Below are 19,453 nucleotides of genomic sequence, written 5' to 3'. Positions count from 1 at the left end.
CCGGATGCGGGTCAGCGCGTTTCATATTTCCAGTTGCGGCCCTTGCCTTCGGCAATCCAGGCGACAGCCTGCGCGATGCGCTTGTCGCGGGTGGCGTCGGTCTTCGCATCGATGATCCATTCGCAATAGTCGCGGATCTTGCCGGGCGGGAAAGCGGCCCAGACGGTAGCGGCGGCCGGATTGGCGGCGAGCGCAGTGGCGAAGGCGGGAGGAACGGGCAAAGGTGATTTGGGCGCCTTTGGCCCGGTGCGGGGGCGGTCGCCGGCGTCGATCAGCGCAATCGCCTGGCTGATCAGCGCGGCGATTTCGTCGTCCGGCGGCAGGTCTGAAAGGGCGGTGAGGCGGCCGAACTGGCCCATGGCGTCGTCGCTGGCGCCCGCACGCCCTACCTTGTCATGCCAGAAACCGAAGGCGGCATGGCCCTTGAAGGCAGCCATGTTGGCGAGATTCTGATCCCGGTAGGTGAAGAAGGGCATGCTCCATTTGAGGGCTTCGCCGATGTCGGGCGATGCGGCGTGCATGAGTGCGCGGATGTGGAGGAGGATCGGACGGGCGAAATCGGCCTGGCGGGCGATATAGGCGTCGATCCTGGGTTCGGTGGGCATCATGTCTTCCCCTTCGTATCGATCATAGACGCGCCAGGGTCAGGGGAAAAGCCGGTAAGAGCTGCGACAATTGCGGTCTTGCCTTTGCCATCGGGACGGCCATCATCCCGCCGACGATCGGGATGGAGAAGGGCATGGCAGGGCATCTGGACGAACGGACGCTGCGGGTGGTCGGCTGGTTTGCCACCATCACCTGCATCCTCATGTATGGCGCCTATCTCGACCAGATCCGGATGAACCTGGCGGGCGACAAGGGATCGGTGATCCAGCCGCTGGCGACGGTGCTCAATACCTGCCTGTGGGCGGCCTATGGCTGGCTGCACAAGGAAAAGGACTGGCCGATCATCGTGGCCAATGTGCCCGGCATCATCCTGGGCGCGGTCTGCCTTTATACCGCATTATAGCAGGGGCATGCGACAGGCGCGCGCAATGGCGCACGCCCGCCTGTCGTCGCCGGATCAGTTCGCGGCGCGTGCCATGGCCGGTGTGTCGAGCAGGGCAATGGTCGCGCTGCCGGCCCGGCGGGCAAAGCGGCTATCATTGTCGAGCGCCTTGCGTTGCAGGTCGCGGACCTGCCGATCATGGCTGGATTGTGATGTGGCAAAGAGGATGGTGGCGACATAGCGTTGCCCCATGCCAATACCGGCGGGAAGCGGGTGAAGGCTGGGGATGTTGCGGACCGCGCGCATCGCGGCATTGTCGAGCTGGCGCGAGCCGGACGAGTTGAGCAGGGCGACATCGGCGGCGGTGCCATTGTCGCTGCAGACGAACTTGACCTGGACGATGCCTTCGTCCGGTCCTGCAAGGATGATCGGATAGCGCAGGCGCTGGGACAGCAGGGCGCCGGTATGTTCAGCCCAGCCGTCGAGCGTCGGCGGGACGATGGTGGGGCGATGACGTCGATGGATGGCGAGGATTGCGCAAGGGCAGGCACCGGGAGCAGCAGCAGCGGCACGGCAAGCAGGGTGCAGAAAAGCAGTTTCATGGTTCGATCTCCTGAACGCGGATGATCGGCCGGGGCGGGGACACTGTCAGTCGGTCGGTCCGCAGGCGGTCGAACGATGCGGATGGCGACCCGGCTATGTCCGCACCGGCTATTTTACCAGATGAATTTCATAATGACAATTTGGTAAATTTATTTGCCATTTAAATTCCTGAAATGAATGGAATTTAAAATTAAGTTACAATGGCTTGTCGTGGGAACCGTGCTTGTTGTCAGCGACCTCTGGCGCATGCTGTCAGGGGCGATCGAAAAGCTACGGAAAAACCGGCGCTATTCTTGCCTGTCGCGCAGGACGTCGGCCGGGCGCGCATGCCGCAATGATCGACTCACACCCTGTGGCGCGCCGTCAGCAGATAGTTGATCGCTTTGTTGGCCGACAAAGTGAAGCCACGTGCCGGATCGAAGGCGAGGCCGCTGCTGTCGGTGACTTCCAGGCCCGCGTCGTCGAGCAGGGCGGTGAGTTCTTCGGGGTGATGAACTTGGCCCAGTCATGCGTGCCCTTGGGAATGCCGCCGATGCTTTCGCCGATGGTGATCATGGCGAGGCGCGACATGGGGGTGCGGTTGGGGGTGGACAGGATCATGAGGCCATCGGGCGCAAGCTTGGCTGCGAGGGCGCGGACGAAGGCGGCGGGATCGGCGACATGTTCGATCACCTCCATCGAGGTGACGAGATCATAGTCGCCGTCGCTGATCTGCTCCACCGGGGTGGCGCGATAGTTGATGGCGAGCCCCTGGCCCCGGGCATGGGCGCTGGCAACGGCGATATTTTCCGGCGCGGCGTCGAGGCCGGTGACGCTGGCGCCGAGGCGGGCAAGCGGTTCGGCCAGCAGGCCGGCGCCGCAGCCGACATCGAGCGCGCGCTTGCCGCTGAGCGGACGGAAGCCATGATCGTCGCTGTCCCAATGCCGGTCGATCGCGGCGCGGATATAGGCGAGGCGGACCGGGTTCAGCTTGTGCAGCATCGCGCTCGACCCCTTGGGATCCCACCAGTCGGCGGCCATGGTGCCGAAATGGGCGGCTTCCTTCGGGTCGATCGTCGCGGTCGTCTCAGTCATCATGCACCTTGGGTCTTGCTGGGTGGCGAAGCACCCGTGCGGCGGTTCTAGCAGCGGGCGGCGAGAAGGCCAATCTGCCATGCTGTCATGGCTATGTCTTTGAAGGCGGGGCATGGTGCTGGAAATGGACCGCTGCCGCGGCAGACGGTGGGGCAGGACTGCTTGCCATATCCGTCGCGGCTGCTAATAGGGCAGCCGTTTTGCCCCTTTGGGACATTTTGTTTCACAATTGGAGCAGTGTCCGATCCGATTGCATCGGTTCGGCTGCTCCAGATCTTTTGTTGGTCGCGTTTTCTGAAGTCAGCAGCTGTTCCACCTGCTTTGAAAACGCTTAAAGGATAGGTTCGACAAGCAAATGGCGCGCATCGTGATGAAATTCGGCGGCACCTCCATGGCGGGGATGGAGCGAATTCGCAACGTGGCCGCGCGCGTCAAACATGTCGTCGACCAGGGCCATGAAGTCGCGGTCGTGGTATCGGCCATGGCCGGCGAGACCGATCGCCTGGTCGGCTTCTGCAAGGAAGCTTCGGCGCTTTACGACCCCGCCGAATATGATGTCGTCGTGGCCGCGGGCGAGCAGGTCACCAGCGGCCTGCTGGCGATGACGCTGAAGGCGATCGGCGTGGACGCGCGCAGCTGGCTGGGCTGGCAATTGCCGATCCGCACGATCGAGGCCCATGCCAAGGCACGCATCAGCACGATCGAGACCGATGCGCTGATCGCGGCGATGCAGTCCGGCCAGGTCGCCGTCATCCCCGGTTTCCAGGGCATGATGGACGATGGCCGGGTGTCGACGCTGGGCCGTGGCGGTTCGGACACGTCGGCGGTCGCGGTGGCCGCGGCCGTCAAGGCCGATCGCTGCGACATCTATACCGACGTCGACGGCGTCTACACCACCGACCCGCGCATCGTGGCGCGCGCCCGCAAGCTGGACCTCGTCACCTATGAGGAAATGCTGGAACTGGCCTCGGTCGGCGCCAAGGTGCTGCAGACCCGCTCGGTCGGCCTCGCCATGAAGGAAGGCGTGGTCGTGCAGGTGCTTTCCTCCTTCGATGATCCCACCCAGGACGACCTCCCGGCACGCTGATCGTGAGCGACGAGGAACTGGAAGCCAAGCTCAAGGAAACCAAGATGGAACGTCAGCTCATCACCGGCATCGCCCATGACAAGAATGAGGCGAAGATCATCGTCACCCGCGTGCCCGACAAGCCGGGCGCGGTGGCCAGCATCTTCACCCCGCTGGCCGATGCGGCGATCAACGTCGACATGATCATCCAGAATGACAGCAAGGACAATGAGGAGACGGACGTCACCTTCACCGTCCCGCGCGCGGACCTCGCCCGCAGCGTCGACATCCTGGAAGCCAACAAGGACGCGATCGGCTTCCGCCGGATCATCACCGACACCGAAGTGGCCAAGATCAGCGTCGTGGGCGTGGGCATGCGCAGCCATGCCGGCGTCGCCGCCACCATGTTCAAGACGCTGGCCGAACGCGGCATCAACATCGAGGCGATCTCCACCAGCGAGATCAAGGTTTCGGTGCTGATCGACGAGGACGAGACCGAACTGGCGGTGCGCGTGCTGCACACCGCCTATGGCCTGGACGCCCCGGCGGCTTGATTTTTTGCCTCTCCCCGGTCAGGGGAGGGATGAGGAAGGGTGAGGGGGCCTGCTTCGACATGCTCCCGCCCCAACCCCTCCCGACGGGGAGGGGCTTTTTGTATCTTGAAGGCTTGACGACATGACCACTGCCAAACTCGCTTCCCTGATGGCCCGCGGCACCGAATTTCTCGGCTGCGAGAGTGCGATCCTGTGCGGGGCGATGAGCTGGGTCAGCGAGCGGCATCTGGTTTCGGCGATCTCGAACGCCGGCGGTTTCGGCGTGATCGCCTGTGGCGCGATGACGCCCGAATTGCTGGACGCGGAGATTGCGGCGACCAAGGCGCTGACCGACAAGCCGTTCGGCGTGAACCTGATCACCATGCACCCGCAACTGTTCGACCTGATCGAAGTGTGCGCCAGGCATGACGTGTCGCATGTCGTGCTGGCCGGCGGCCTGCCGCCCAAGGGCAGCATCGAGGCGATCAAGGCCAATGGGGCCAAGCTGATCTGTTTCGCCCCGGCGCTGGCGCTGGCGAAGAAGCTGGTGCGATCGGGCGTCGACGCGCTGGTGGTCGAGGGGATGGAAGCGGGCGGCCATATCGGCCCGGTGGCGACCAGCGTGCTGGCGCAGGAAATCCTGCCCGAAATGGCGGAGCAGGTGCCGGTGTTCGTCGCCGGCGGCATCGGCCGGGGCGAGGCGATCGCCGCCTATCTGGAAATGGGCGCGGCCGGCGTGCAGCTGGGCACGCGCTTTGCCTGCGCGAGCGAGAGCATCGCCCATCCCGCATTCAAGAAGGCCTTCTTCCGTGCGTCGGCGCGCGACGCGATCGCCAGCGTGCAGATCGACCCGCGCCTGCCGGTGATCCCGGTCCGGTCGCTCAAAAATGCAGGGATGGAGAATTTCACCGCCAAGCAGCGCGAGGTCGCCAATCTGCTGGATCAGGGGGCCGTCGACATGATGGAAGCGCAGTTGCAGATCGAGCATTTCTGGGCCGGTGCGCTGCGCCGTGCCGTGATCGACGGTGATGTCGAGGGCGGGTCGCTGATGGCGGGCCAGTCGGTCGGCATGGTGACCAAGGAAGAGCCGGTCGCCGACATCATCGCCGAGCTGATGGCGCAGGCCGCAACTGCGCTGGAGCGCCGCGCGGCCTGAACCGCTGCGATGCGGTGAGCTGAAAACAGGCTTTATCGGCTCTTAACCAATATCGGGCATGGTTCCCGGCACAAGAGTTGCCGGAGACTATCCATGCGTGCGTCCCTTCGTCCTGTGCTGCTGTGCCCGCTGGGGGGCATGGCCCTGTTGGCGGGCTGTGCCGGTCACAAGGAGGTGGCGGTCGCGCCGCCCGCGCCGATGCCGGTCCAGGCGATGCCACAGCCGCTGCCACCACTGGGCGCGACGGCCAATATGCAGATCCCCCGATCGGCGCCGATGGCTTGCGCGCGACGCCCAACCGCAATCTCAGCGCGCCTGCGACGCTGTGGCATGTCCGCATGGCGCTGAATGTGGCGGCGCTGTCCTGCCAGGGGAATGCGGACGCGGCGCGGCTGCAATATAATCAGTTTCTCGCCCGCCATAAGGCGATGCTGGCCAAGGCCAATATGCAGGTCGAGGGCGAATATAAGGCCAAGTTCGGCGGCGCGGCGATCCCGCAGCGCGAGCGGCTCAACACCATCGTCTATAATTTCTTTGCCCTGCCGCCGGCGCAGGCGGCCTTTTGCGCGCAGGCGGTGCGCGTGGGCGCGGCCGTCAACAGCCTGCCTGCGGACCAGTTGATCGCCTATGCGCCGACGGGCCTTGCCATGCTGGAACAGCCCTTCACCGATTTCTACGAGGCCTATGCCGCCTATCAAACGCGGCTCGCCAGCTGGCGCGCGAACCGGACGTTGACGATGGCGCCGGCTGGCGCGCCGGTGCCGGTAGCACTCAAAGTCAGTCTCAACAGCGCGGACATGATGGCCGACGACGATGTGATCGCGCCCAAGGGCGCGTTGTCGCGGCTTCTGGCGCGCGCCGACTGAAAATATTTGATCCCCCCGCCCTTTCTGCGTCCCAAGTGCTTGCTGCATTGCAACCAATTGGGATAGCGGGACTTTAACAGCAGCCGGGCGGGTATGTCGCGACGAGCCGTGCGCAGGAGCGTGATCGGCTGTGCATTAAGCATGTTTCCTCCGGTGGAAATGCCCGGCATTGATGTCGGCCCAGACCTTCGGAGACTTGAATGTCCTTCCCTCGCCCTTTGCTTTCGCGCCTGTCGCTGGCGGCCATATTGGCAGTGGCGGCCTGTGCGGCGCCGGAGCAGAAGGCGCCACCCACGCCGCCGCCGCCAGTCGTGGAAACGGTGATGCCCCGCCCGCCGATGAACGCGGTCGAGGAGATGAGCATTCCGGACAAGGGGGATGACGGCAAATATCTGACCCCCAATCGCGGCGTCACCAACAATACCGCGCTTTGGCATGTGCGTATGGCGCTGAACGTCGCCGCTCTCAACTGCACCGATGCGCGGGCGCGGCAGCAATATAATCAGCTGCTGGCGGTGCATCGCGCCGAACTGGCGGAGGCCAATGCGGCGGTGGAGCGCAATTATGGTTATGCCTATGGCCGAACCAGTATCGCCCAGCGCGAACGGCTGAACACCGTCGTCTACAATTTCTTCGCCCTGCCGCCGGTCACGAAGAGCTTTTGCCCGGTGGCGATCGCGGTCGGCGCGCGGCTGCTGGCCCTGCCGCCGGGGCAGTTGCTGCCTGCTGCGCCGCAGGCGCTGACCGAGCTGGAAAAGCCGTTCCAGGATTTCTACGAGGCCTATGCCGACTATCTGCGGCGGCTGGCCGAGTGGCAGTCGCGCTTTGGCGGGACAGTGACGCTGGTGGTGTCGCCCACGCCGCTGCCGCCACCCCCGATCCCGCCGGGCGACGCGCCACCCCAGAACTTTGCGCCGAGCGTGGGCCAGGTTGTGAGCGATGCGACCCCGCCACCGCCACCGCCAGGCGACGCTGCCGCCGAGGGCGCGCCGGCCGTCGTGCCGACCCTGACGCCGCAATATGAGGGCGCGCCGGCACCGCAATATGAAGGGGCGCCTGCGCCGGTTGCCCCGGCTGCGCCGCCGCCCGTCGTGCCGACCCAGCCGCAGGCTGAGGCGCCCAAATTGCCGCTACAGCCAGTGCCAGCGCCGCAGGAGCCTTGAGGTCGTAGTCAGGCGCGCGCGTCGAAGCGGGCGCGGGCGTCCTCGACCGTGGCGAGATTGCGTTCGGCCCAGACCCAGACGCCGCAGAAGGCGGCGCTGAGGCTGTTGCCGAGCGGGGTGAGGGCATAGTCGACGCGCGGCGGCACGACCGGATGGACGGTGCGGGTGAGCAGGCCGTCGCGCTCCATCTGGCGGAGCGTCTGGGTCAGCATCTTCTGGCTGATCCCCTCGACCGCACGGCCGATCTCGGTAAAGCGCAGCGTGCCGCGCTCCTCCAGCAGTTCCAGGATCAGCATCGTCCATTTGTCGGCGACCCGGCCGATCAATTCGTTGACGAGTCGCTCCACCCGCGGATCGAGTTCGGTCGGCGGATCATGGTCGAGATACTGCTCGGCGGCGGCTATTTCGGCCGTGGCGAAGCGGGATTCCAGCGGATTGGCCATTTCTTACCTTTGGGTGCCTATGGCACTTTTCGGTGCCTTCTTTCCAAAAGAGAGTATAGGCCTAAATTGATGGGCAAGCCACTGGAGCACGCTCCAGTTTTTTGTAACGCATCGCTCCGCGTAAAACTGGTTCCCACTTTTACGCGCGATGCTTCGGTCAAAGGAGCTTTCCCATGAAAAATTCCGGCAACACCATCCTCATCACCGGCGGCGGTTCGGGCATCGGCGCGGCGCTGGCGCATGAATATCACGCGGCGGGCAACCAGGTCATCATCGGCGGACGGCGGCAGGCGGCGCTCGACGAGGTGGTCGCAGCCCACCCCGGCATGGCGTCGATGGTGATCGACATGGAAGATCCGGCAGCGATCGCGGCCTTTGCGGACAAGCTGGTCGCCGATTTCCCGGCGCTCGACGCGGTGCTGCTGAATGCCGGCATCATGGTGGCGGAGGACAGGATCGACCTCGCCATCGCCGAAGCGACGGTCGCCACCAATCTGCTCGGCCCGATCCGCCTGACCCATGCCCTGTTGCCGCATCTGCTGGCGCAGAAGAGCGCGACGATCCTGACCGTGTCGTCGGGCCTGGCCTTCGTCCCGCTGGCGGCGACGCCGACCTACAGCGCGACCAAGGCGGCGATCCATGGCTGGTCGCTGGCGATGCGCGAGCAGCTCAAGGACACGGGCGTCGAGGTGGTGGAGATCGTGCCGCCGGGCGTGCAGACCGACCTGATGCCCGGCCATGCCGAAAATCCGCAAATGATGCCGCTCGCCGATTTCATCAGCGAGACGATGGGCCTGCTGCGGCAGGAGCCGACCCCAGCGGAAATCCATGTCGAGCGGGTGAAGTTCCTGAGCGAGGCGACCAAGCGCGGCGAGTTCGACCAGGTGTTCGGGATGCTGAACGGGGCGCATTGAGGCCCTGGACCTTGCCTCCTGCAGGGGAGAGGACTATCTGAGCTTCGTCAAGCGAGGCCACGTCCTCCCCCGCATGCGGGTTTCAAGTCCGGGACGGCCCGGCGCCCCTGTGAAGGAGCGCCATCATGGCCTGGATTGCCCTGTTTTTTGCCGGATTGCTCGAAATCGTCTGGGCCTTTGCGATGAAGCAGTCGCAGGGCTTCACCCGGCTGGTGCCGAGCCTCATCACCCTTGGCGCGATGATCGCCAGTTTCGGGCTGTTGTCCTTTTCGATGCGCACCCTGCCGCTGGGCACCGCCTATATGATCTGGACCGGGATCGGGGCGCTGGGGGCCTTTGCCGTCGGCGTCGCCTTCCTGGGCGAAGCGATCAGCCCGGCGCGGCTGGCGGCGGCGGCGCTGATCCTGTCGGGCCTTGTCATGATGAAGCTGGCGTCGCCTAGCTGACGGTTGAGGGCGCCTTGGGCGGCAGGGGGAAGAGGCGGACGAACCGCTCCGCCAGCGCCCGGTCGCCCTCCACCAGTAAGGCCGGGGCCATCGCGGCGAAGGACTGGCCGCCATAGACGATGGCGGCGAGCGCATTCTGGTCGCCGGTGAAGATCAGGTCGGCGCCGGCCGCTGCGCCCCGATCGATGGTGAAATCGCCATCGTGCAGCGTGGCGCGAAATTCCTCCTCACCGAAGCGGAAGCCGATCGTCGCATCCAGATCGCCGATCGCGGCGCGATCGATCATCGTGCGCATCGACATCACCACCGATACCTGGCTCATCGGCATGCCCGGCTGCATCGTCGGCGATCGGCAGGCCCAGCGGCCCAGAACCATGAACAAGATTTCCGACTCGCGGCCCCATTGGGTCAGTTCGTAAATCTGGCTGGCGGCGGGCGGGGGCAGGCGACGGCGGACCAGGATGCTGGCCGCTTCCAGTTCCTCCAGCCGCTGGGTCAGCACATTGGCGCTGATTCCGGGCAGGCTGGCGCGCAGGTCGGTGAAGCGCTTGGGACCGAGCAGCAATTCCCGCATGATCGGCATCGCCCAGCGATCGCCGATCAGATCGAGCGCATGGGCGGTGGCACAGCCATCCTGATAGGCGCGTTTGCGCGGGTTGGGACTCATTGGTTATCTTTTCTAACTTGTCTGTTGCATAATATAATCTTCGGGCGCACAAAGTTCAAGTCGGCGACTCAGACAAAGGTGCGAGCCGCCGGGAAAGCATGAGGAGAGAGACGATGGCCGATGTGCCCGCGCCGAAGATGATCTTCGTCAACCTGCCCGTCACCGATCTGCCCGCCGCGATCGCCTTCTATGAAGCGGTCGGCGCCACGCGGAACAATGATTTCGCCGATGACAGCGCGCAGATGATCAGTTTTTCCGAGACGATCCACGCGATGCTGCTGACCCATGAACGGTTCGCCGGCTTTACCCCGCGCAAGATCCCCAATGCCCATGAAACCGCGCAGGTGCTGCTGTGTTTGAGCGAGACGAGCCGGGACGCGGTGGACGCGACGGTGGACAGGGCGCTGGCGGCGGGCGGGACCGAGCCGAACCCGAAGCAGGATCATGGCTTCATGTATGGCCGCAACTTTGCCGATCTGGACGGCCATATCTGGGAAGTGATGTGGATGGATGTCGCCGCCGCCATGGCCGCGAACCAGGGAGAGACTGCCGACGCCTGATGTCGACGACCTTGCACAAGGAGAGAGACGATGAGCTATATGGACGGGTTCGTGATCCCGGTGCCCAAGGGCAACAAGGAACGCTATCGGGAGATCGCGGCCTTTGCCGCGCCGATCTTCATCGAATATGGCGCGCTGCGCGTGGTCGAATGCTGGGGCAACGACATCAAGCCCGGCAAGGTCAATGATTTCCGCACCGCCGTGATCGCCGAAGAGGCGGAGGAAGTCGTCTTCTCCTGGATCGAATGGCCCGACAAGGCGACCCGCGATGCCGGCGCCGAGAAGGTGATGAAGGACGAGCGCATGCAGCCCAAGGAGGGCGAGGACATGCCCTTCATCGGCGCGCGGCTGATCTATGGCGGGTTCGAGGTGCTGGTCGACGAAAAGGGTTGAGATCTCTGCATCCGTTCGCCCTGAGTAGCCCCTGAGCCATGCGAAGGGGCGTATCGAAGGGGGCGAAAGATGCTTCGATACGGGACTTCGACTTCGCTCAGTCCCTACTCAGCACGAACGGTGATAGTTTCGGGAGAAAGAGGATGACCGACTTTAGCGGCAAATTCTTCTGGTATGAACTGATGACCAGCGATCCCCAGGCGGCGCTGGCCTTCTATGGCGATGTCGTTGGCTGGACTTCGCAGCCCTTTGGCCCGGATGGCGACTATCATGTCGTCAGCGGCAGCGCCGGGCCGCTGGGCGGGGTGATGGCGATCCCCGCCGAGGCGAAGGATTGCGGCATGACGCCCTGGTGGGGCGGCTATGTCGGGTCGGCCGATGTCGACGCCGATGCCACAAGACTGACCGATGCCGGCGGCAGCGTGAAGCGGCCGCCCGAGGATATTCCGGGCGTTGGCCGCTTTGCTGTGATGGCCGATCCGGGCGGCGCGATCTTCATGCTGCTCAAGGGATCGAGCCCCGACGGGATGGACGCGCCGCCACTCACGGCGCTGGGTCATGTCGGCTGGCACGAGCTATATGCCGGCGATTTCGACAAGGATCTGGCCTTCTACACCGGCCAGTTCGGCTGGTCGAAGGGCGAGGCCATGGATATGGGCGCGATGGGTAGCTATCAGCTTGTCTCGCAGACCGGTTCGACGGACTTTGACGGCATGACCGGCGGCATCATGCCGCGTCCCGAACCAGTGCCGGTGCCGCTCTGGCTGTTCTACTTCACCGTCGGCGACATCGATGCGGCGGTCGCGCGGGTGACGGCCGGGGGAGGCAGCGTGATGCAGGGACCGATGGAGGTGCCGGGCGGCGCCTGGATCATCCAGGCGGCCGATCCGCAGGGGGCGATGTTCGCGCTGGTCGGCAGCAAGGGAGAAGGGTGATGGACAAGATTTCCCCCTGCCTGTGGTTCGACGGCCGGGCCGAGGAGGCGGCGCATTATTATGCGTCGCTGTTCGGCGGGTCGGTCGACCATGTGAGCTATTATCCCGAGGAAAACCCGTCGCCTTCGCCGCTGCCGGGGGGGAGCGTGCTGCTGGTCGAGTTCAGCCTGTTCGGGCAAAGCTATCAGGCGCTGAACGGCGGGCCGCAATTCAGCTTTGACGAGGCGATATCGCTGTCGGTGGCGTGCGCGGACCAGGCCGAGCTGGATGGCTATTTCGACCGGCTGACCGGTGACGGCGGCAAGGCCGGCCCGTGCGGCTGGGTGACCGACAAATATGGCCTCTCCTGGCAATTGGTGACGCGCCAGATCATGGACAATTATCACACCGGCGACCGCACCGGCATTGCGCGCATGATGCAGGTGATGATGACGATGCAGAAGCTGGACACGGCCGCGATGCATGCGGCGTTCCTGGGAGAGGCGGCATGAGCGGGGCGGAGCATATATTGTCGGTCACCTGCCTGATCGAGGCGCCGCGCGAGATTTGCTGGAAGGTGTGGACCGACCTGAAGGACGAATGGTTCTGCCCCAAGCCCTGGCGCGCCGAGGTGATCGAGGAGGATATGCGCCCCGGCGGCCGCAGCGCGGTGCAGATGTTCGGGCCGGATGGCGAGGAGACCGGGCCGATGGAGGGCATATTTCTGGAGGTGGTGCCCAATGCGCGGGTGGTGACGACCGATGCCTATGCCGCCGGCTGGGTGCCGCAGAGCCCGTTCATGACCGCGATCTGGGACTTTACGGCGGAGGGCGATGGCACCCGCTTCACCGCGACCGCGCGCCATTGGGACGCGGAGGCGAAAGCGCGGCATGAGGAAATGGGCTTCCATCCCGGTTGGGACGAGATGATGGCCCAGTTCAAGGCGTTGTGCGAGACGTCGGCCGCGAGCGCCTGAGCGGATCGCCGGCGGGCTGGTCGGGCACCAATATTTCCGCCGGGTCCATTTTCGACATGGCGATGGCGGCGCGCATGAAGAGCAGGGCGGGCTTGAGCGAGCTGTCGTCGCTGTCCTGCGCCGCAAGCTGGAGGGCGCGGGCGAAGAGATCGGGCCAGCGGTCGATCACGACGCCCTGGCCGCGCAGGATGAGCGCGGTCGCGGTCCAGTGGCGCTGGAGCAGCGCGATCATCTGCGCATAGTCGGGATCATCGCCGACACAGGCATCGGTCATCTCGCGGAAGAGCGGGCCGAGCAGCAGTTGCGGCTTGCCATCGCCCACGCCCGCCCAGAGCGAGCCGGGATATTCGGCAAGCAGGCCATTCAAGGCATCGCCGAAATAGCGCAGTCGCCCGTCATGGGTCGCGACCTCGATCAGCGGGGCCGGCGTGCCCGCCTGTTCGGCGCGATGGCGCAGCAGCATCTGGCAGGCAAAGCCGGCGAGCAGGCCCAGCGTCTCTTCGGCCGATCGGGTGCGCGGCGGACGGACGCGGTCGAGCAGGCGGCGGGCGAGCGCCTCGTCGGGATCGAGCAGGGCGGGGATGCCTTGTCGCGCGCGATCGACGCGCTGCAGGCCGCGCGTGGCGTGGCGGACCCAGAGGAAGAAGGTGATGCTGAACAGCGCGAAGCTGGCCGCCATCGCGCCGAGCAGCGGCAGGGCGTAGGCGTTGCGGACAGGTGGCAGGAACAGCGCGAGCAGGCAGAGCATCGGCAGCAGGGCGAGCGGCAGCAGGCGCGCGACGCCGCGGCGCAGGCGCTGCGCGGTGGCCATGTCGGGGATGGCATATTGGCCGCCGATCAGGCCGAACGGCATGAACAGCGGGCGGCCGTCCGCGCCGTGGCCGAAGGCGCTGTCGAGGAAGTTGGAGGCGAGAAAGCTGGTGGTGGGGCGGCGCATGGCAAGGGTCCGGCAGGAAGGAATGCGGGCGCGCCGCGGCGGCAGCCTGACGGGGAAGCTGTTACCGAAATATGAGGGAATGGGCTCAAGGGTGTGTTTACCCTTCGATGTGACTTCGCGATTTTGCCGGTGGCGTGAATCAGGCGCTATTCTTTGGTTCTGCGCCGCTGGGGCAAATTCGGACGGTCTGCAAACGGCCATCCCCCGTCATTGCGAGCGTAGCGAAGCAATCCATCTCGCGCCGGTGGATTGCTTCGCTACGCTCGCAATGACGATATTGGGTTTTGACGGCTAACGACCAGAGATTGTCGTTCAGTTTCCATTCTTCGATCCCCAGAAGCGGTCATGCCACAATACGCTGCCCGTCTGAGGTAGACCGTTAGTAGATCGGTAAATATCAGCCCGCTAAACAATCGAATAACACGGAATTAACGTGAGTGGGATGCGTAATGAGACCTGAAGCAAACAATAAATCTCGGATTTGCTTGAATTTCGCCCGAGATGGGCTGAACGTCTATGCCAACCGTCAGGCATTAATGGACCTCCGCGACCAACTGTCTTGGCTTATCGATTCTCCGGCTGAGGACGTCTATCATTGCCACGTGTTAATGACGTTAGAAAATGACGAGAGCCGTTTTGAGGGCAAGCGCCCGCGCAATGCGGGGGTTTCATTTTCAGGCGATGCGGCAGAAATGGTCAACGCAGATTTTGACAACGGTGAGTGCGTTGATCTGTCGTTCTTCGTAATGCCTGATACTGAAATGGACGATATACAAAAGCATCAGAAATGAGACGCTAGTTCGCTCAAAGCTAGGTCCGCTATTGTGCGTATATCGAACAGAACCGGACTGTCTGAAACCCACCCCGATCGCGGTTCGCTAGGCCGCCTGGCGCCCTGCTGTCCCGATAGCGCTCGGTCTGCTCCTGGGTGGAAACCTGCCCGGCGCGAAGCGACCATTTTTTGCCATTCCGAAGAATACTGCTTACCCCCAGTTGCAGACATTCGCCGTCGCGCCATCTATTCAATATGCGAAGCGCCTTCACCCTCCAGACCTGAAACCGAAAACGGCTGCAACGCTCTATTGCGATGGTGAACTGGGCCAGCGACGTATCAATGATTCTAGTCCAGACACGACGCGGGCCAGTCGCTGGTAATTGATCTTGTCCGGTGCGTCCCGTGTGGTGTGATAATAGGGATACCGGAATGGGGCAGTGTCTGTAACCATCAGCGCAGGAATGCCTTCATTAGCGAATGACCAATGATCAGACCAACCGATGCCTTGAAGTGCGCCCGGCGCGACGCCCCCAATGCTTGGGAAGCGGGCTTCTTTTCGAAATGCTTCTACGGTTTGACGGACAAATGACCGCGATGGAAGCATACCAACGAACGCAACGAAATTTCCTGTGCCGGGATAGCGAAGTCCAAGCGGGAATGGGTAATGCTGGCTTCCGGGTTGGTCGCTGTAGTAGCCCATTGTTTCCAATGATATCATGCCCAAGACATCTTCACCGGATTGGCGGAGTTGTTTTGCATAGACAGCACTCCCCATTTTCGACGTTTGGAAGAATGGCGGCTCTTCATTGACAAAAAACACCAACCTTATCTTGATTGGCGTTCTACCGCGCAGGTCCGTCATGCGCCTAGCGAGCGCTAGCAGTGCCGCTGCACCTGAACCATTGTCGTTTGCACCGGGCGCGTCACCTGCGCTGTCATAATGTGCTCCAATAACCAAAGTTCTGGCAGTTTCCGACATCGGTTGGAGAACCACTTCGATATTCCGCACCGGACGTCCACTCGCCTCATAGTATTGACGCTGAACGTCATAGTCAGCCGCCTCCAATTCTTGCTCTAGATGACGAGCAGCAGCTTCCAATGCCCTTGGATACTGCAGGTTGTGCGGCCTACTAGCAATGGCTGCTACATCTGCTTTCAACGACTCCGTCAGGCGCGACTGGTCTAATGTCAAAGGGGGCAACGGACCGAGATACGATTGCCCCGGCACAGCGGTCATCCAAATGAACACACCGGTTGGCAGTCCGAAAAGTAGAAGCAGAAGCCCTATGGCCGTCAGCCGTATCACGGTTTCACTGGAGACGTTTGGTATCTTCATCGTTGCTGCATAGCATGAGTCGGGAGGACACATCCCCCTCCGGCAAATTTCTACACTGTGGCTCCAATAGCCGCCAGTCCGCTAACCACCCTCGATCGCCGTTCACCGGCGCGCCTGGCGCCTCGCTCCCCCGATAGCTGCCCGTCCGCTCCTGGGCGGGAAAGCTGCCCGGCGCGAAGCGACCACTTGTAGACGTTCACCTCGCCATTAAGAGTGACCTAATGCGGGTTTTTCAGTCGATATGGTTCATGCTGTTCATCGCAGCCCTACTGATGTTTCCTGCGGCGTGGGATGCTGTTCCCCGGCAGACGGGCTTACCCTTGCCTTGGGAGGCACGCTACTAATGTTCGACGGGGCATTTGGGATCAGGATGCTGCCAGGGTTGCTTTCCCCTGCCCAGATCGGCAACGAACGGCAGGTTGCTGAGCGCATTATGTATTCGTTTCCGTTTACCCTGCCACGCTATTGCACGGTCTTATTCCTCATCGTTGGGGGATGGATGGGTAACTGGATTTTCGGTGAAGGGGACTGGCTCGGTTTCGGCTTCATGGTCGCGCTCGTTTGCTACGCAATTGCCATGTTTAAACAGTCATTGAGGGCAATTGAACTTGCTGTACAGCAGGTGTTGCGCGAGTTCCGCTAACCGCAATTTTCCGCTTCAATCCGGTCATTCCGCTTCCCACCATTCCCGCCCTTCCTTCTTTCTCCTCCGCGCTCTTCGCGGCTCCGCGCGAATAATGAATCACGCGGAGCCGCGAAGAGCGCGGAGAAAGGGGTATGAAGAACTGCCAAAACAATCTGGCGCTTAGCCACTCCAACTCCGTCACCCCAGCGAAGGCTCGGGTCTCAGGCGGTGGCAGAAAGAGGCCAGCCGTCTTGCGCTATCCGTTTATGTCGCGTGCGCCTGCCTGAGATGCCAGCCTTCGCTGGGATGATGGGATAAGGGGCATTGCGCACCCCACCCATCCTCGCCATTCGGCGGGCGCCGGGCTTGTCCGCGCGCGGCCTAGCGGGGTTTGGCGATTTCGACGGCGTAGATAGCGGGGTTGCCTGCGACATTGCTGCGATAGACCAGCCATTTGCCGTCCGGCGTGAAATGCTGGTTGGGTTCGAGCGTGTAGTCATGGCTTGCGAGATCGACGAGCCGTTCCGTCTCCAGCGTGCCGGTGGCGATCAGCGTGTCGCCGGCCAGCGTGTTGCGGGCGCGGGGATTGTCGTCGGGGCGGGGGTGGAAGAGGCTGATATATTTGCCGTCATTGGCGCCGTCGCCGGAGAAGCTGCGGCCGTCGGGCGATGAGGCGAAATGATAGGAGCCCTGGCCGGGGCGGATCGCATACCAGCGGCGCGCGCCATTGGCGACGTCATGGCCGGCAAGCCAGCGCATCCCCTGTGGCATGATGAGGTCATACCAGATGGTGCGGCCGTCGGGCGCCCAATATTCATGGCCGGCAATCTCACCCTGCAGGATGCGCTGATGCACCTTGGTTTTGGCGCTGCCGTCGGTGCGGATGGTCCAGATGCGGTCGACCTGCTGCCAGGGACCCTCATGGCAATACATCAGCAGATCGGGATCGGTCGGCGAGAATTGGACATGGTTGAGCCAGTCCTTCGACGCGGTGATGCGGCGCTGCTGGCCGGTGGCGATGTCGATCGCGAAGATTTCCATCGGCACGCCGGCGGCGAGCCGGGCCTCCATCCATTTTTCCTTGGCGGCGGCGAAGGAGAGGGGGCGGCCCTGATCGTCGGTGCCGCTATAGCTGGGCGAGCCGGTTTTCGGATCGCGCTTGCCCTGGGCGGCGATGGCGGGCGGCGGCGGGGCGAGTTCGCGATGGCCGGCGAGCAGCGTGTCGTCCGCATTGATGGATTCGATGCGGCCGCCCGGCATTGCCGCGATACGGCGGCGCTTACCGCTGTCGAGATCGACCGACCAGACGATGAAGGACGGTTCGCCCTCGCTGCTGCCGGTCGGGTTGGTGGTATAATAAGCGACATTGGCGCGGTGGCCGACGAACAGCAGCCGGTCGACCTTTTCCTTCAGCACCAGCCGGGTGGTCCAGTCGCTGGTGTTGGCGACGCGGATCCCCTCCGGCGTCAGATAGACCATGCGCTTTCCGTCGGGGGTGAAGGGGTTGTAGTTGAAGTAGAGGCCGTAATTGCCGGGCCGGTCATCGACGCGGACGATGCGGTGGCCGGTGGTCGGGTCGGTCCAGCTGGCGGGGGACGCGGCGGGTGTGGGCGCTTGCGCCGCGACGAGCAGGGGAAAGGCCAGCCCGATCATTGCCTGCCTCAACCGCATCCCATCCTCCCAGTTCAAGTTCAATTTGCGGGATTGGATACCGCATATCGGGAATTTGGCAAGGCGGCTGTGATCTCGGCGCGCCGCGTGCTTGCCGGGCCAAGTCTTTGACAGAGGAGGGCAATAAGGCGCGGGCTTCTGAAATATTCGTGAAATGACGGGGCAAAATCGGGTGGCCACAGACGGGGCGGAGATTTTCCACCCAGATGAAAGGCCATGACATGACTTATCCTTCGCTCCTGACCCTGGGCGCCGCCGCGCTGATGGCGACGCTGGGCGCGCCGGCCATGGCGCAGGCGCCGCATCATGGCGCGAGCCAGCCGGCGAGCAGCAAGGCGCCGGCCAAGAAGCCTGCCCCGGCGAAGGCCCAGCCGATCAAGGCCCAGCCCAGCCAGGGCCGTTTTACCGGCGCGGCGCACCAGAAGGCCTGCCGCAATCGCTACAAGAGCTATGACGCCAGGCTGGACAGCTATCTCTATCGCGGCAAGCGGGTGCGCTGCACGCTCTGATCGCGACCGATGCGGGGCGGTGCCTGGGACGGCACCGCCCCGTTCCCATTTTCATGAAGAAGGACGAGGCGCGATGCGCAAGATGATGATCGGGGCGGCGCTGCTGCTCTGTTCGGCGCCGTTGCTGGCCCAGGGGGGCATGGGTGGCGGCATGGGCGGCGGCGGTATGGGAGGCGGCATGGGCGGTGGCCCGCCGGCGGCGGCGGCCCTCCCGGTGGCGGCGAAGGCCGGCCGCAAAAGCCGCGCGAGATGAAGCCGATCAAGCGCAGCCAGATCGACAGGATCGTGACCGCCATGTTTGCCGAAGCCGACAGCAATCGCGACGGCATCGTGACGATCGACGAATTGCGGCTGGTGGTGCAGGCGCGGCGCGAGAAGATCATCCGCAGCCGGTTCGAAGCGATCGACGGCAATCATGATGGCGCGCTGAGCCTGGCCGAGTTTCAGGCGTGGCAGAGCAGCATGGGATCGGTCGCTTTGTCCGAGACGGGCGCGATGGGCGACCAGGGCGGACCGGTGGCCGAGGCGATCATGCCCAAGCTGGGCGACGACCCCGAGGATGCGATATTGGGCCGGCTGATCGAACCGCTCAATGCCAGCGCGATCGCCCAGGCCAACAGCAATTATGACGCCGGCGCCTCGCTGGAGGAAGTGCTGGCGTTCGAACATGCGCGCTTCGATGCGGCGGACGCCGATCATGACGGGGTGCTGTCGGCCGAGGAGATGCGCAGCCTGATGCCGCGGCGTGGTCCCGGTGGAGGCCCCGGTGGCCTCGGCGGTCCGGATGGACCGGGCGGCGCGGGCGGACCGCCGCCGCGCAACTGACGGGATAGATGCC

23 protein-coding genes and 3 pseudogenes are annotated in these 19,453 nt (G+C 63.8%); 17 read left to right on the top strand and 9 right to left on the bottom strand.

What is annotated here, in order from left to right:
- Nucleotides 1-11 precede the first annotated feature (11 nt).
- Nucleotides 12-605 (bottom strand): YdeI/OmpD-associated family protein, encoded by a 594-nt coding sequence (locus PMI04_RS16550; protein ID WP_037487283.1) that lies wholly within the window; start codon nucleotides 603-605, stop codon nucleotides 12-14.
- A gap of 134 nt (nucleotides 606-739) precedes the next feature.
- Between PMI04_RS16550 and PMI04_RS16545 the strand changes: the two genes are divergently transcribed.
- Nucleotides 740-1,009, top strand: coding sequence for a SemiSWEET family transporter (locus PMI04_RS16545; RefSeq protein ID WP_007714344.1), 270 nt, complete (start codon nucleotides 740-742; stop codon nucleotides 1,007-1,009).
- A 54-nt stretch (nucleotides 1,010-1,063) separates the two neighbouring features.
- On the opposite strand, the gene PMI04_RS16540 is transcribed toward PMI04_RS16545, so the two are convergent.
- The 3 genes and pseudogenes from PMI04_RS16540 to ubiG form a co-directional block, all read right to left on the bottom strand.
- Nucleotides 1,064-1,240, bottom strand: coding sequence for a hypothetical protein (locus tag PMI04_RS16540; RefSeq protein ID WP_283184803.1), 177 nt, complete (start codon nucleotides 1,238-1,240; stop codon nucleotides 1,064-1,066).
- Nucleotides 1,241-1,264: 24 nt separating this feature from the next.
- Nucleotides 1,265-1,390, bottom strand: a pseudogene (locus tag PMI04_RS16535) (TonB family protein); the annotation flags it as partial.
- 544 nt (nucleotides 1,391-1,934) lie between these two features.
- Nucleotides 1,935-2,668, bottom strand: a pseudogene (gene ubiG / locus PMI04_RS16530) (bifunctional 2-polyprenyl-6-hydroxyphenol methylase/3-demethylubiquinol 3-O-methyltransferase UbiG).
- Nucleotides 2,669-3,020: 352 nt separating this feature from the next.
- Between ubiG and PMI04_RS16525 the strand changes: the two are divergent.
- The 4 genes and pseudogenes from PMI04_RS16525 (at nucleotide 3,021) to PMI04_RS16510 (ending at nucleotide 7,449) form a co-directional block, all read left to right on the top strand.
- Nucleotides 3,021-4,285 (top strand): annotated as a pseudogene (locus PMI04_RS16525) (aspartate kinase).
- 121 nt (nucleotides 4,286-4,406) lie between these two features.
- The gene (locus PMI04_RS16520; RefSeq protein WP_007714350.1) at nucleotides 4,407-5,420 is read left to right on the top strand and encodes a nitronate monooxygenase; all 1,014 of its coding nucleotides are present in this window, start codon (nucleotides 4,407-4,409) and stop codon (nucleotides 5,418-5,420) included.
- A 281-nt stretch (nucleotides 5,421-5,701) separates the two neighbouring features.
- Nucleotides 5,702-6,286 carry a hypothetical protein gene (locus PMI04_RS16515; protein WP_283184802.1) on the top strand — a complete coding sequence of 195 codons (585 nt, stop codon included), beginning with the start codon at nucleotides 5,702-5,704 and terminating at the stop codon, nucleotides 6,284-6,286.
- 200 nt (nucleotides 6,287-6,486) lie between these two features.
- On the top strand, nucleotides 6,487-7,449 hold the full coding sequence (locus PMI04_RS16510) for a hypothetical protein (protein ID WP_007714356.1): 963 nt from the start codon (nucleotides 6,487-6,489) through the stop codon (nucleotides 7,447-7,449).
- Between the two features lie 8 nt (nucleotides 7,450-7,457).
- Here the strand turns inward: PMI04_RS16510 and PMI04_RS16505 are convergent, their stop codons facing one another.
- Nucleotides 7,458-7,892, bottom strand: a complete 435-nt coding sequence (locus PMI04_RS16505; RefSeq protein WP_007714359.1) for a helix-turn-helix domain-containing protein — start codon at nucleotides 7,890-7,892, stop codon at nucleotides 7,458-7,460.
- Between the two features lie 173 nt (nucleotides 7,893-8,065).
- On the opposite strand from PMI04_RS16505, the gene PMI04_RS16500 reads away from it, so the two are divergent.
- Together PMI04_RS16500 and PMI04_RS16495 are read left to right on the top strand one after the other, a co-directional pair.
- Nucleotides 8,066-8,806 (top strand): SDR family oxidoreductase, encoded by a 741-nt coding sequence (locus PMI04_RS16500; RefSeq protein WP_007714360.1) that lies wholly within the window; start codon nucleotides 8,066-8,068, stop codon nucleotides 8,804-8,806.
- 125 nt (nucleotides 8,807-8,931) lie between these two features.
- Entirely contained in the window at nucleotides 8,932-9,252 is a 321-nt protein-coding gene (locus tag PMI04_RS16495; protein WP_007714362.1) for an SMR family transporter, read from the top strand.
- On the opposite strand, the gene PMI04_RS16490 is transcribed toward PMI04_RS16495, so the two are convergent.
- The gene (locus PMI04_RS16490) at nucleotides 9,245-9,919 is read right to left on the bottom strand and encodes a helix-turn-helix domain-containing protein (RefSeq protein ID WP_007714364.1); all 675 of its coding nucleotides are present in this window, start codon (nucleotides 9,917-9,919) and stop codon (nucleotides 9,245-9,247) included. The genes PMI04_RS16495 and PMI04_RS16490 overlap by 8 nt on opposite strands.
- 113 nt (nucleotides 9,920-10,032) lie before the next feature.
- Here PMI04_RS16490 and PMI04_RS16485 point away from each other — a divergent pair, with 113 nt between their 5' ends.
- The 5 genes from PMI04_RS16485 (at nucleotide 10,033) to PMI04_RS16465 (ending at nucleotide 12,762) form a co-directional block, all read left to right on the top strand.
- Nucleotides 10,033-10,479 (top strand): VOC family protein, encoded by a 447-nt coding sequence (locus PMI04_RS16485; RefSeq protein WP_007714379.1) that lies wholly within the window; start codon nucleotides 10,033-10,035, stop codon nucleotides 10,477-10,479.
- A gap of 30 nt (nucleotides 10,480-10,509) precedes the next feature.
- Nucleotides 10,510-10,872 (top strand): DUF1428 domain-containing protein, encoded by a 363-nt coding sequence (locus tag PMI04_RS16480; protein WP_007714381.1) that lies wholly within the window; start codon nucleotides 10,510-10,512, stop codon nucleotides 10,870-10,872.
- Between the two features lie 143 nt (nucleotides 10,873-11,015).
- Nucleotides 11,016-11,807 (top strand): VOC family protein, encoded by a 792-nt coding sequence (locus PMI04_RS16475; protein ID WP_007714383.1) that lies wholly within the window; start codon nucleotides 11,016-11,018, stop codon nucleotides 11,805-11,807.
- Nucleotides 11,807-12,298 carry a VOC family protein gene (locus tag PMI04_RS16470; RefSeq protein WP_007714385.1) on the top strand — a complete coding sequence of 164 codons (492 nt, stop codon included), beginning with the start codon at nucleotides 11,807-11,809 and terminating at the stop codon, nucleotides 12,296-12,298. The genes PMI04_RS16475 and PMI04_RS16470 overlap by 1 nt, the downstream gene beginning before the upstream one ends.
- Nucleotides 12,295-12,762: an SRPBCC domain-containing protein gene (locus PMI04_RS16465; RefSeq protein ID WP_007714388.1), complete on the top strand. Its 468-nt coding sequence runs from the start codon at nucleotides 12,295-12,297 to the stop codon at nucleotides 12,760-12,762. Before PMI04_RS16470 ends, PMI04_RS16465 begins: the two co-directional genes overlap by 4 nt.
- Here the strand turns inward: PMI04_RS16465 and PMI04_RS16460 are convergent.
- Nucleotides 12,725-13,699, bottom strand: coding sequence for a hypothetical protein (locus PMI04_RS16460; RefSeq protein WP_007714390.1), 975 nt, complete (start codon nucleotides 13,697-13,699; stop codon nucleotides 12,725-12,727). The genes PMI04_RS16465 and PMI04_RS16460 overlap by 38 nt on opposite strands.
- Nucleotides 13,700-14,148: 449 nt before the next feature.
- Between PMI04_RS16460 and PMI04_RS16455 the strand changes: the two genes are divergently transcribed.
- Nucleotides 14,149-14,490 carry a hypothetical protein gene (locus PMI04_RS16455; protein WP_283184788.1) on the top strand — a complete coding sequence of 114 codons (342 nt, stop codon included), beginning with the start codon at nucleotides 14,149-14,151 and terminating at the stop codon, nucleotides 14,488-14,490.
- Between the two features lie 288 nt (nucleotides 14,491-14,778).
- Here the strand turns inward: PMI04_RS16455 and PMI04_RS16450 are convergent, their stop codons facing one another.
- Nucleotides 14,779-15,810 (bottom strand): M28 family peptidase, encoded by a 1,032-nt coding sequence (locus PMI04_RS16450; protein WP_081491057.1) that lies wholly within the window; start codon nucleotides 15,808-15,810, stop codon nucleotides 14,779-14,781.
- A 343-nt stretch (nucleotides 15,811-16,153) separates the two neighbouring features.
- Here PMI04_RS16450 and PMI04_RS16445 point away from each other — a divergent pair, with 343 nt between their 5' ends.
- Nucleotides 16,154-16,453, top strand: a complete 300-nt coding sequence (locus tag PMI04_RS16445; RefSeq protein ID WP_007715256.1) for a hypothetical protein — start codon at nucleotides 16,154-16,156, stop codon at nucleotides 16,451-16,453.
- Between the two features lie 363 nt (nucleotides 16,454-16,816).
- Here PMI04_RS16445 and PMI04_RS16440 read toward each other — a convergent pair whose 3' ends face one another.
- Nucleotides 16,817-18,088, bottom strand: a complete 1,272-nt coding sequence (locus PMI04_RS16440) for an oligogalacturonate lyase family protein (RefSeq protein ID WP_007711802.1) — start codon at nucleotides 18,086-18,088, stop codon at nucleotides 16,817-16,819.
- Nucleotides 18,089-18,327: 239 nt separating this feature from the next.
- Between PMI04_RS16440 and PMI04_RS16435 the strand changes: the two genes are divergently transcribed.
- The 3 genes from PMI04_RS16435 to PMI04_RS16425 all read left to right on the top strand — a co-directional run bounded on the left by PMI04_RS16435 (nucleotide 18,328) and on the right by PMI04_RS16425 (nucleotide 19,440).
- On the top strand, nucleotides 18,328-18,615 hold the full coding sequence (locus PMI04_RS16435; protein WP_007711799.1) for a hypothetical protein: 288 nt from the start codon (nucleotides 18,328-18,330) through the stop codon (nucleotides 18,613-18,615).
- Nucleotides 18,616-18,688: 73 nt separating this feature from the next.
- Complete coding sequence (locus tag PMI04_RS16430) at nucleotides 18,689-18,868, top strand: hypothetical protein (RefSeq protein WP_283184801.1); 180 nt, start codon at nucleotides 18,689-18,691, stop codon at nucleotides 18,866-18,868.
- Nucleotides 18,865-19,440 (top strand): calcium-binding protein, encoded by a 576-nt coding sequence (locus PMI04_RS16425; protein ID WP_283184800.1) that lies wholly within the window; start codon nucleotides 18,865-18,867, stop codon nucleotides 19,438-19,440. Before PMI04_RS16430 ends, PMI04_RS16425 begins: the two co-directional genes overlap by 4 nt.
- Nucleotides 19,441-19,453: the final 13 nt, after the last annotated feature.

Origin of the sequence: Sphingobium sp. AP49 (assembly GCF_000281715.2) — a bacterium.
Lineage (GTDB): Bacteria > Pseudomonadota > Alphaproteobacteria > Sphingomonadales > Sphingomonadaceae > Sphingobium.
This window is presented reverse-complemented; position numbering and strand designations above follow the sequence as displayed.

Bases quoted from the DNA above. Each gene is read 5' to 3' on its own strand.
- PMI04_RS16550 (WP_037487283.1), bottom strand. From the start codon at position 605: ATGCCCACCGAACCCAGGATCGACGCCTATATCGCCCGCCAGGCCGAT.
- PMI04_RS16545 (WP_007714344.1), top strand. From the start codon at position 740: ATGGCAGGGCATCTGGACGAACGGACGCTGCGGGTGGTCGGCTGGTTT.
- PMI04_RS16540 (WP_283184803.1), bottom strand. From the start codon at position 1,240: ATGGGGCAACGCTATGTCGCCACCATCCTCTTTGCCACATCACAATCC.
- PMI04_RS16520 (WP_007714350.1), top strand. From the start codon at position 4,407: ATGACCACTGCCAAACTCGCTTCCCTGATGGCCCGCGGCACCGAATTT.
- PMI04_RS16510 (WP_007714356.1), top strand. From the start codon at position 6,487: ATGTCCTTCCCTCGCCCTTTGCTTTCGCGCCTGTCGCTGGCGGCCATA.
- PMI04_RS16505 (WP_007714359.1), bottom strand. From the start codon at position 7,892: ATGGCCAATCCGCTGGAATCCCGCTTCGCCACGGCCGAAATAGCCGCC.
- PMI04_RS16500 (WP_007714360.1), top strand. From the start codon at position 8,066: ATGAAAAATTCCGGCAACACCATCCTCATCACCGGCGGCGGTTCGGGC.
- PMI04_RS16495 (WP_007714362.1), top strand. From the start codon at position 8,932: ATGGCCTGGATTGCCCTGTTTTTTGCCGGATTGCTCGAAATCGTCTGG.
- PMI04_RS16490 (WP_007714364.1), bottom strand. From the start codon at position 9,919: ATGAGTCCCAACCCGCGCAAACGCGCCTATCAGGATGGCTGTGCCACC.
- PMI04_RS16485 (WP_007714379.1), top strand. From the start codon at position 10,033: ATGGCCGATGTGCCCGCGCCGAAGATGATCTTCGTCAACCTGCCCGTC.
- PMI04_RS16480 (WP_007714381.1), top strand. From the start codon at position 10,510: ATGAGCTATATGGACGGGTTCGTGATCCCGGTGCCCAAGGGCAACAAG.
- PMI04_RS16475 (WP_007714383.1), top strand. From the start codon at position 11,016: ATGACCGACTTTAGCGGCAAATTCTTCTGGTATGAACTGATGACCAGC.
- PMI04_RS16470 (WP_007714385.1), top strand. From the start codon at position 11,807: ATGGACAAGATTTCCCCCTGCCTGTGGTTCGACGGCCGGGCCGAGGAG.
- PMI04_RS16465 (WP_007714388.1), top strand. From the start codon at position 12,295: ATGAGCGGGGCGGAGCATATATTGTCGGTCACCTGCCTGATCGAGGCG.
- PMI04_RS16460 (WP_007714390.1), bottom strand. From the start codon at position 13,699: ATGCGCCGCCCCACCACCAGCTTTCTCGCCTCCAACTTCCTCGACAGC.
- PMI04_RS16455 (WP_283184788.1), top strand. From the start codon at position 14,149: ATGAGACCTGAAGCAAACAATAAATCTCGGATTTGCTTGAATTTCGCC.
- PMI04_RS16450 (WP_081491057.1), bottom strand. From the start codon at position 15,810: ATGAAGATACCAAACGTCTCCAGTGAAACCGTGATACGGCTGACGGCC.
- PMI04_RS16445 (WP_007715256.1), top strand. From the start codon at position 16,154: ATGTTCGACGGGGCATTTGGGATCAGGATGCTGCCAGGGTTGCTTTCC.
- PMI04_RS16440 (WP_007711802.1), bottom strand. From the start codon at position 18,088: ATGATCGGGCTGGCCTTTCCCCTGCTCGTCGCGGCGCAAGCGCCCACA.
- PMI04_RS16435 (WP_007711799.1), top strand. From the start codon at position 18,328: ATGACTTATCCTTCGCTCCTGACCCTGGGCGCCGCCGCGCTGATGGCG.
- PMI04_RS16430 (WP_283184801.1), top strand. From the start codon at position 18,689: ATGCGCAAGATGATGATCGGGGCGGCGCTGCTGCTCTGTTCGGCGCCG.
- PMI04_RS16425 (WP_283184800.1), top strand. From the start codon at position 18,865: ATGAAGCCGATCAAGCGCAGCCAGATCGACAGGATCGTGACCGCCATG.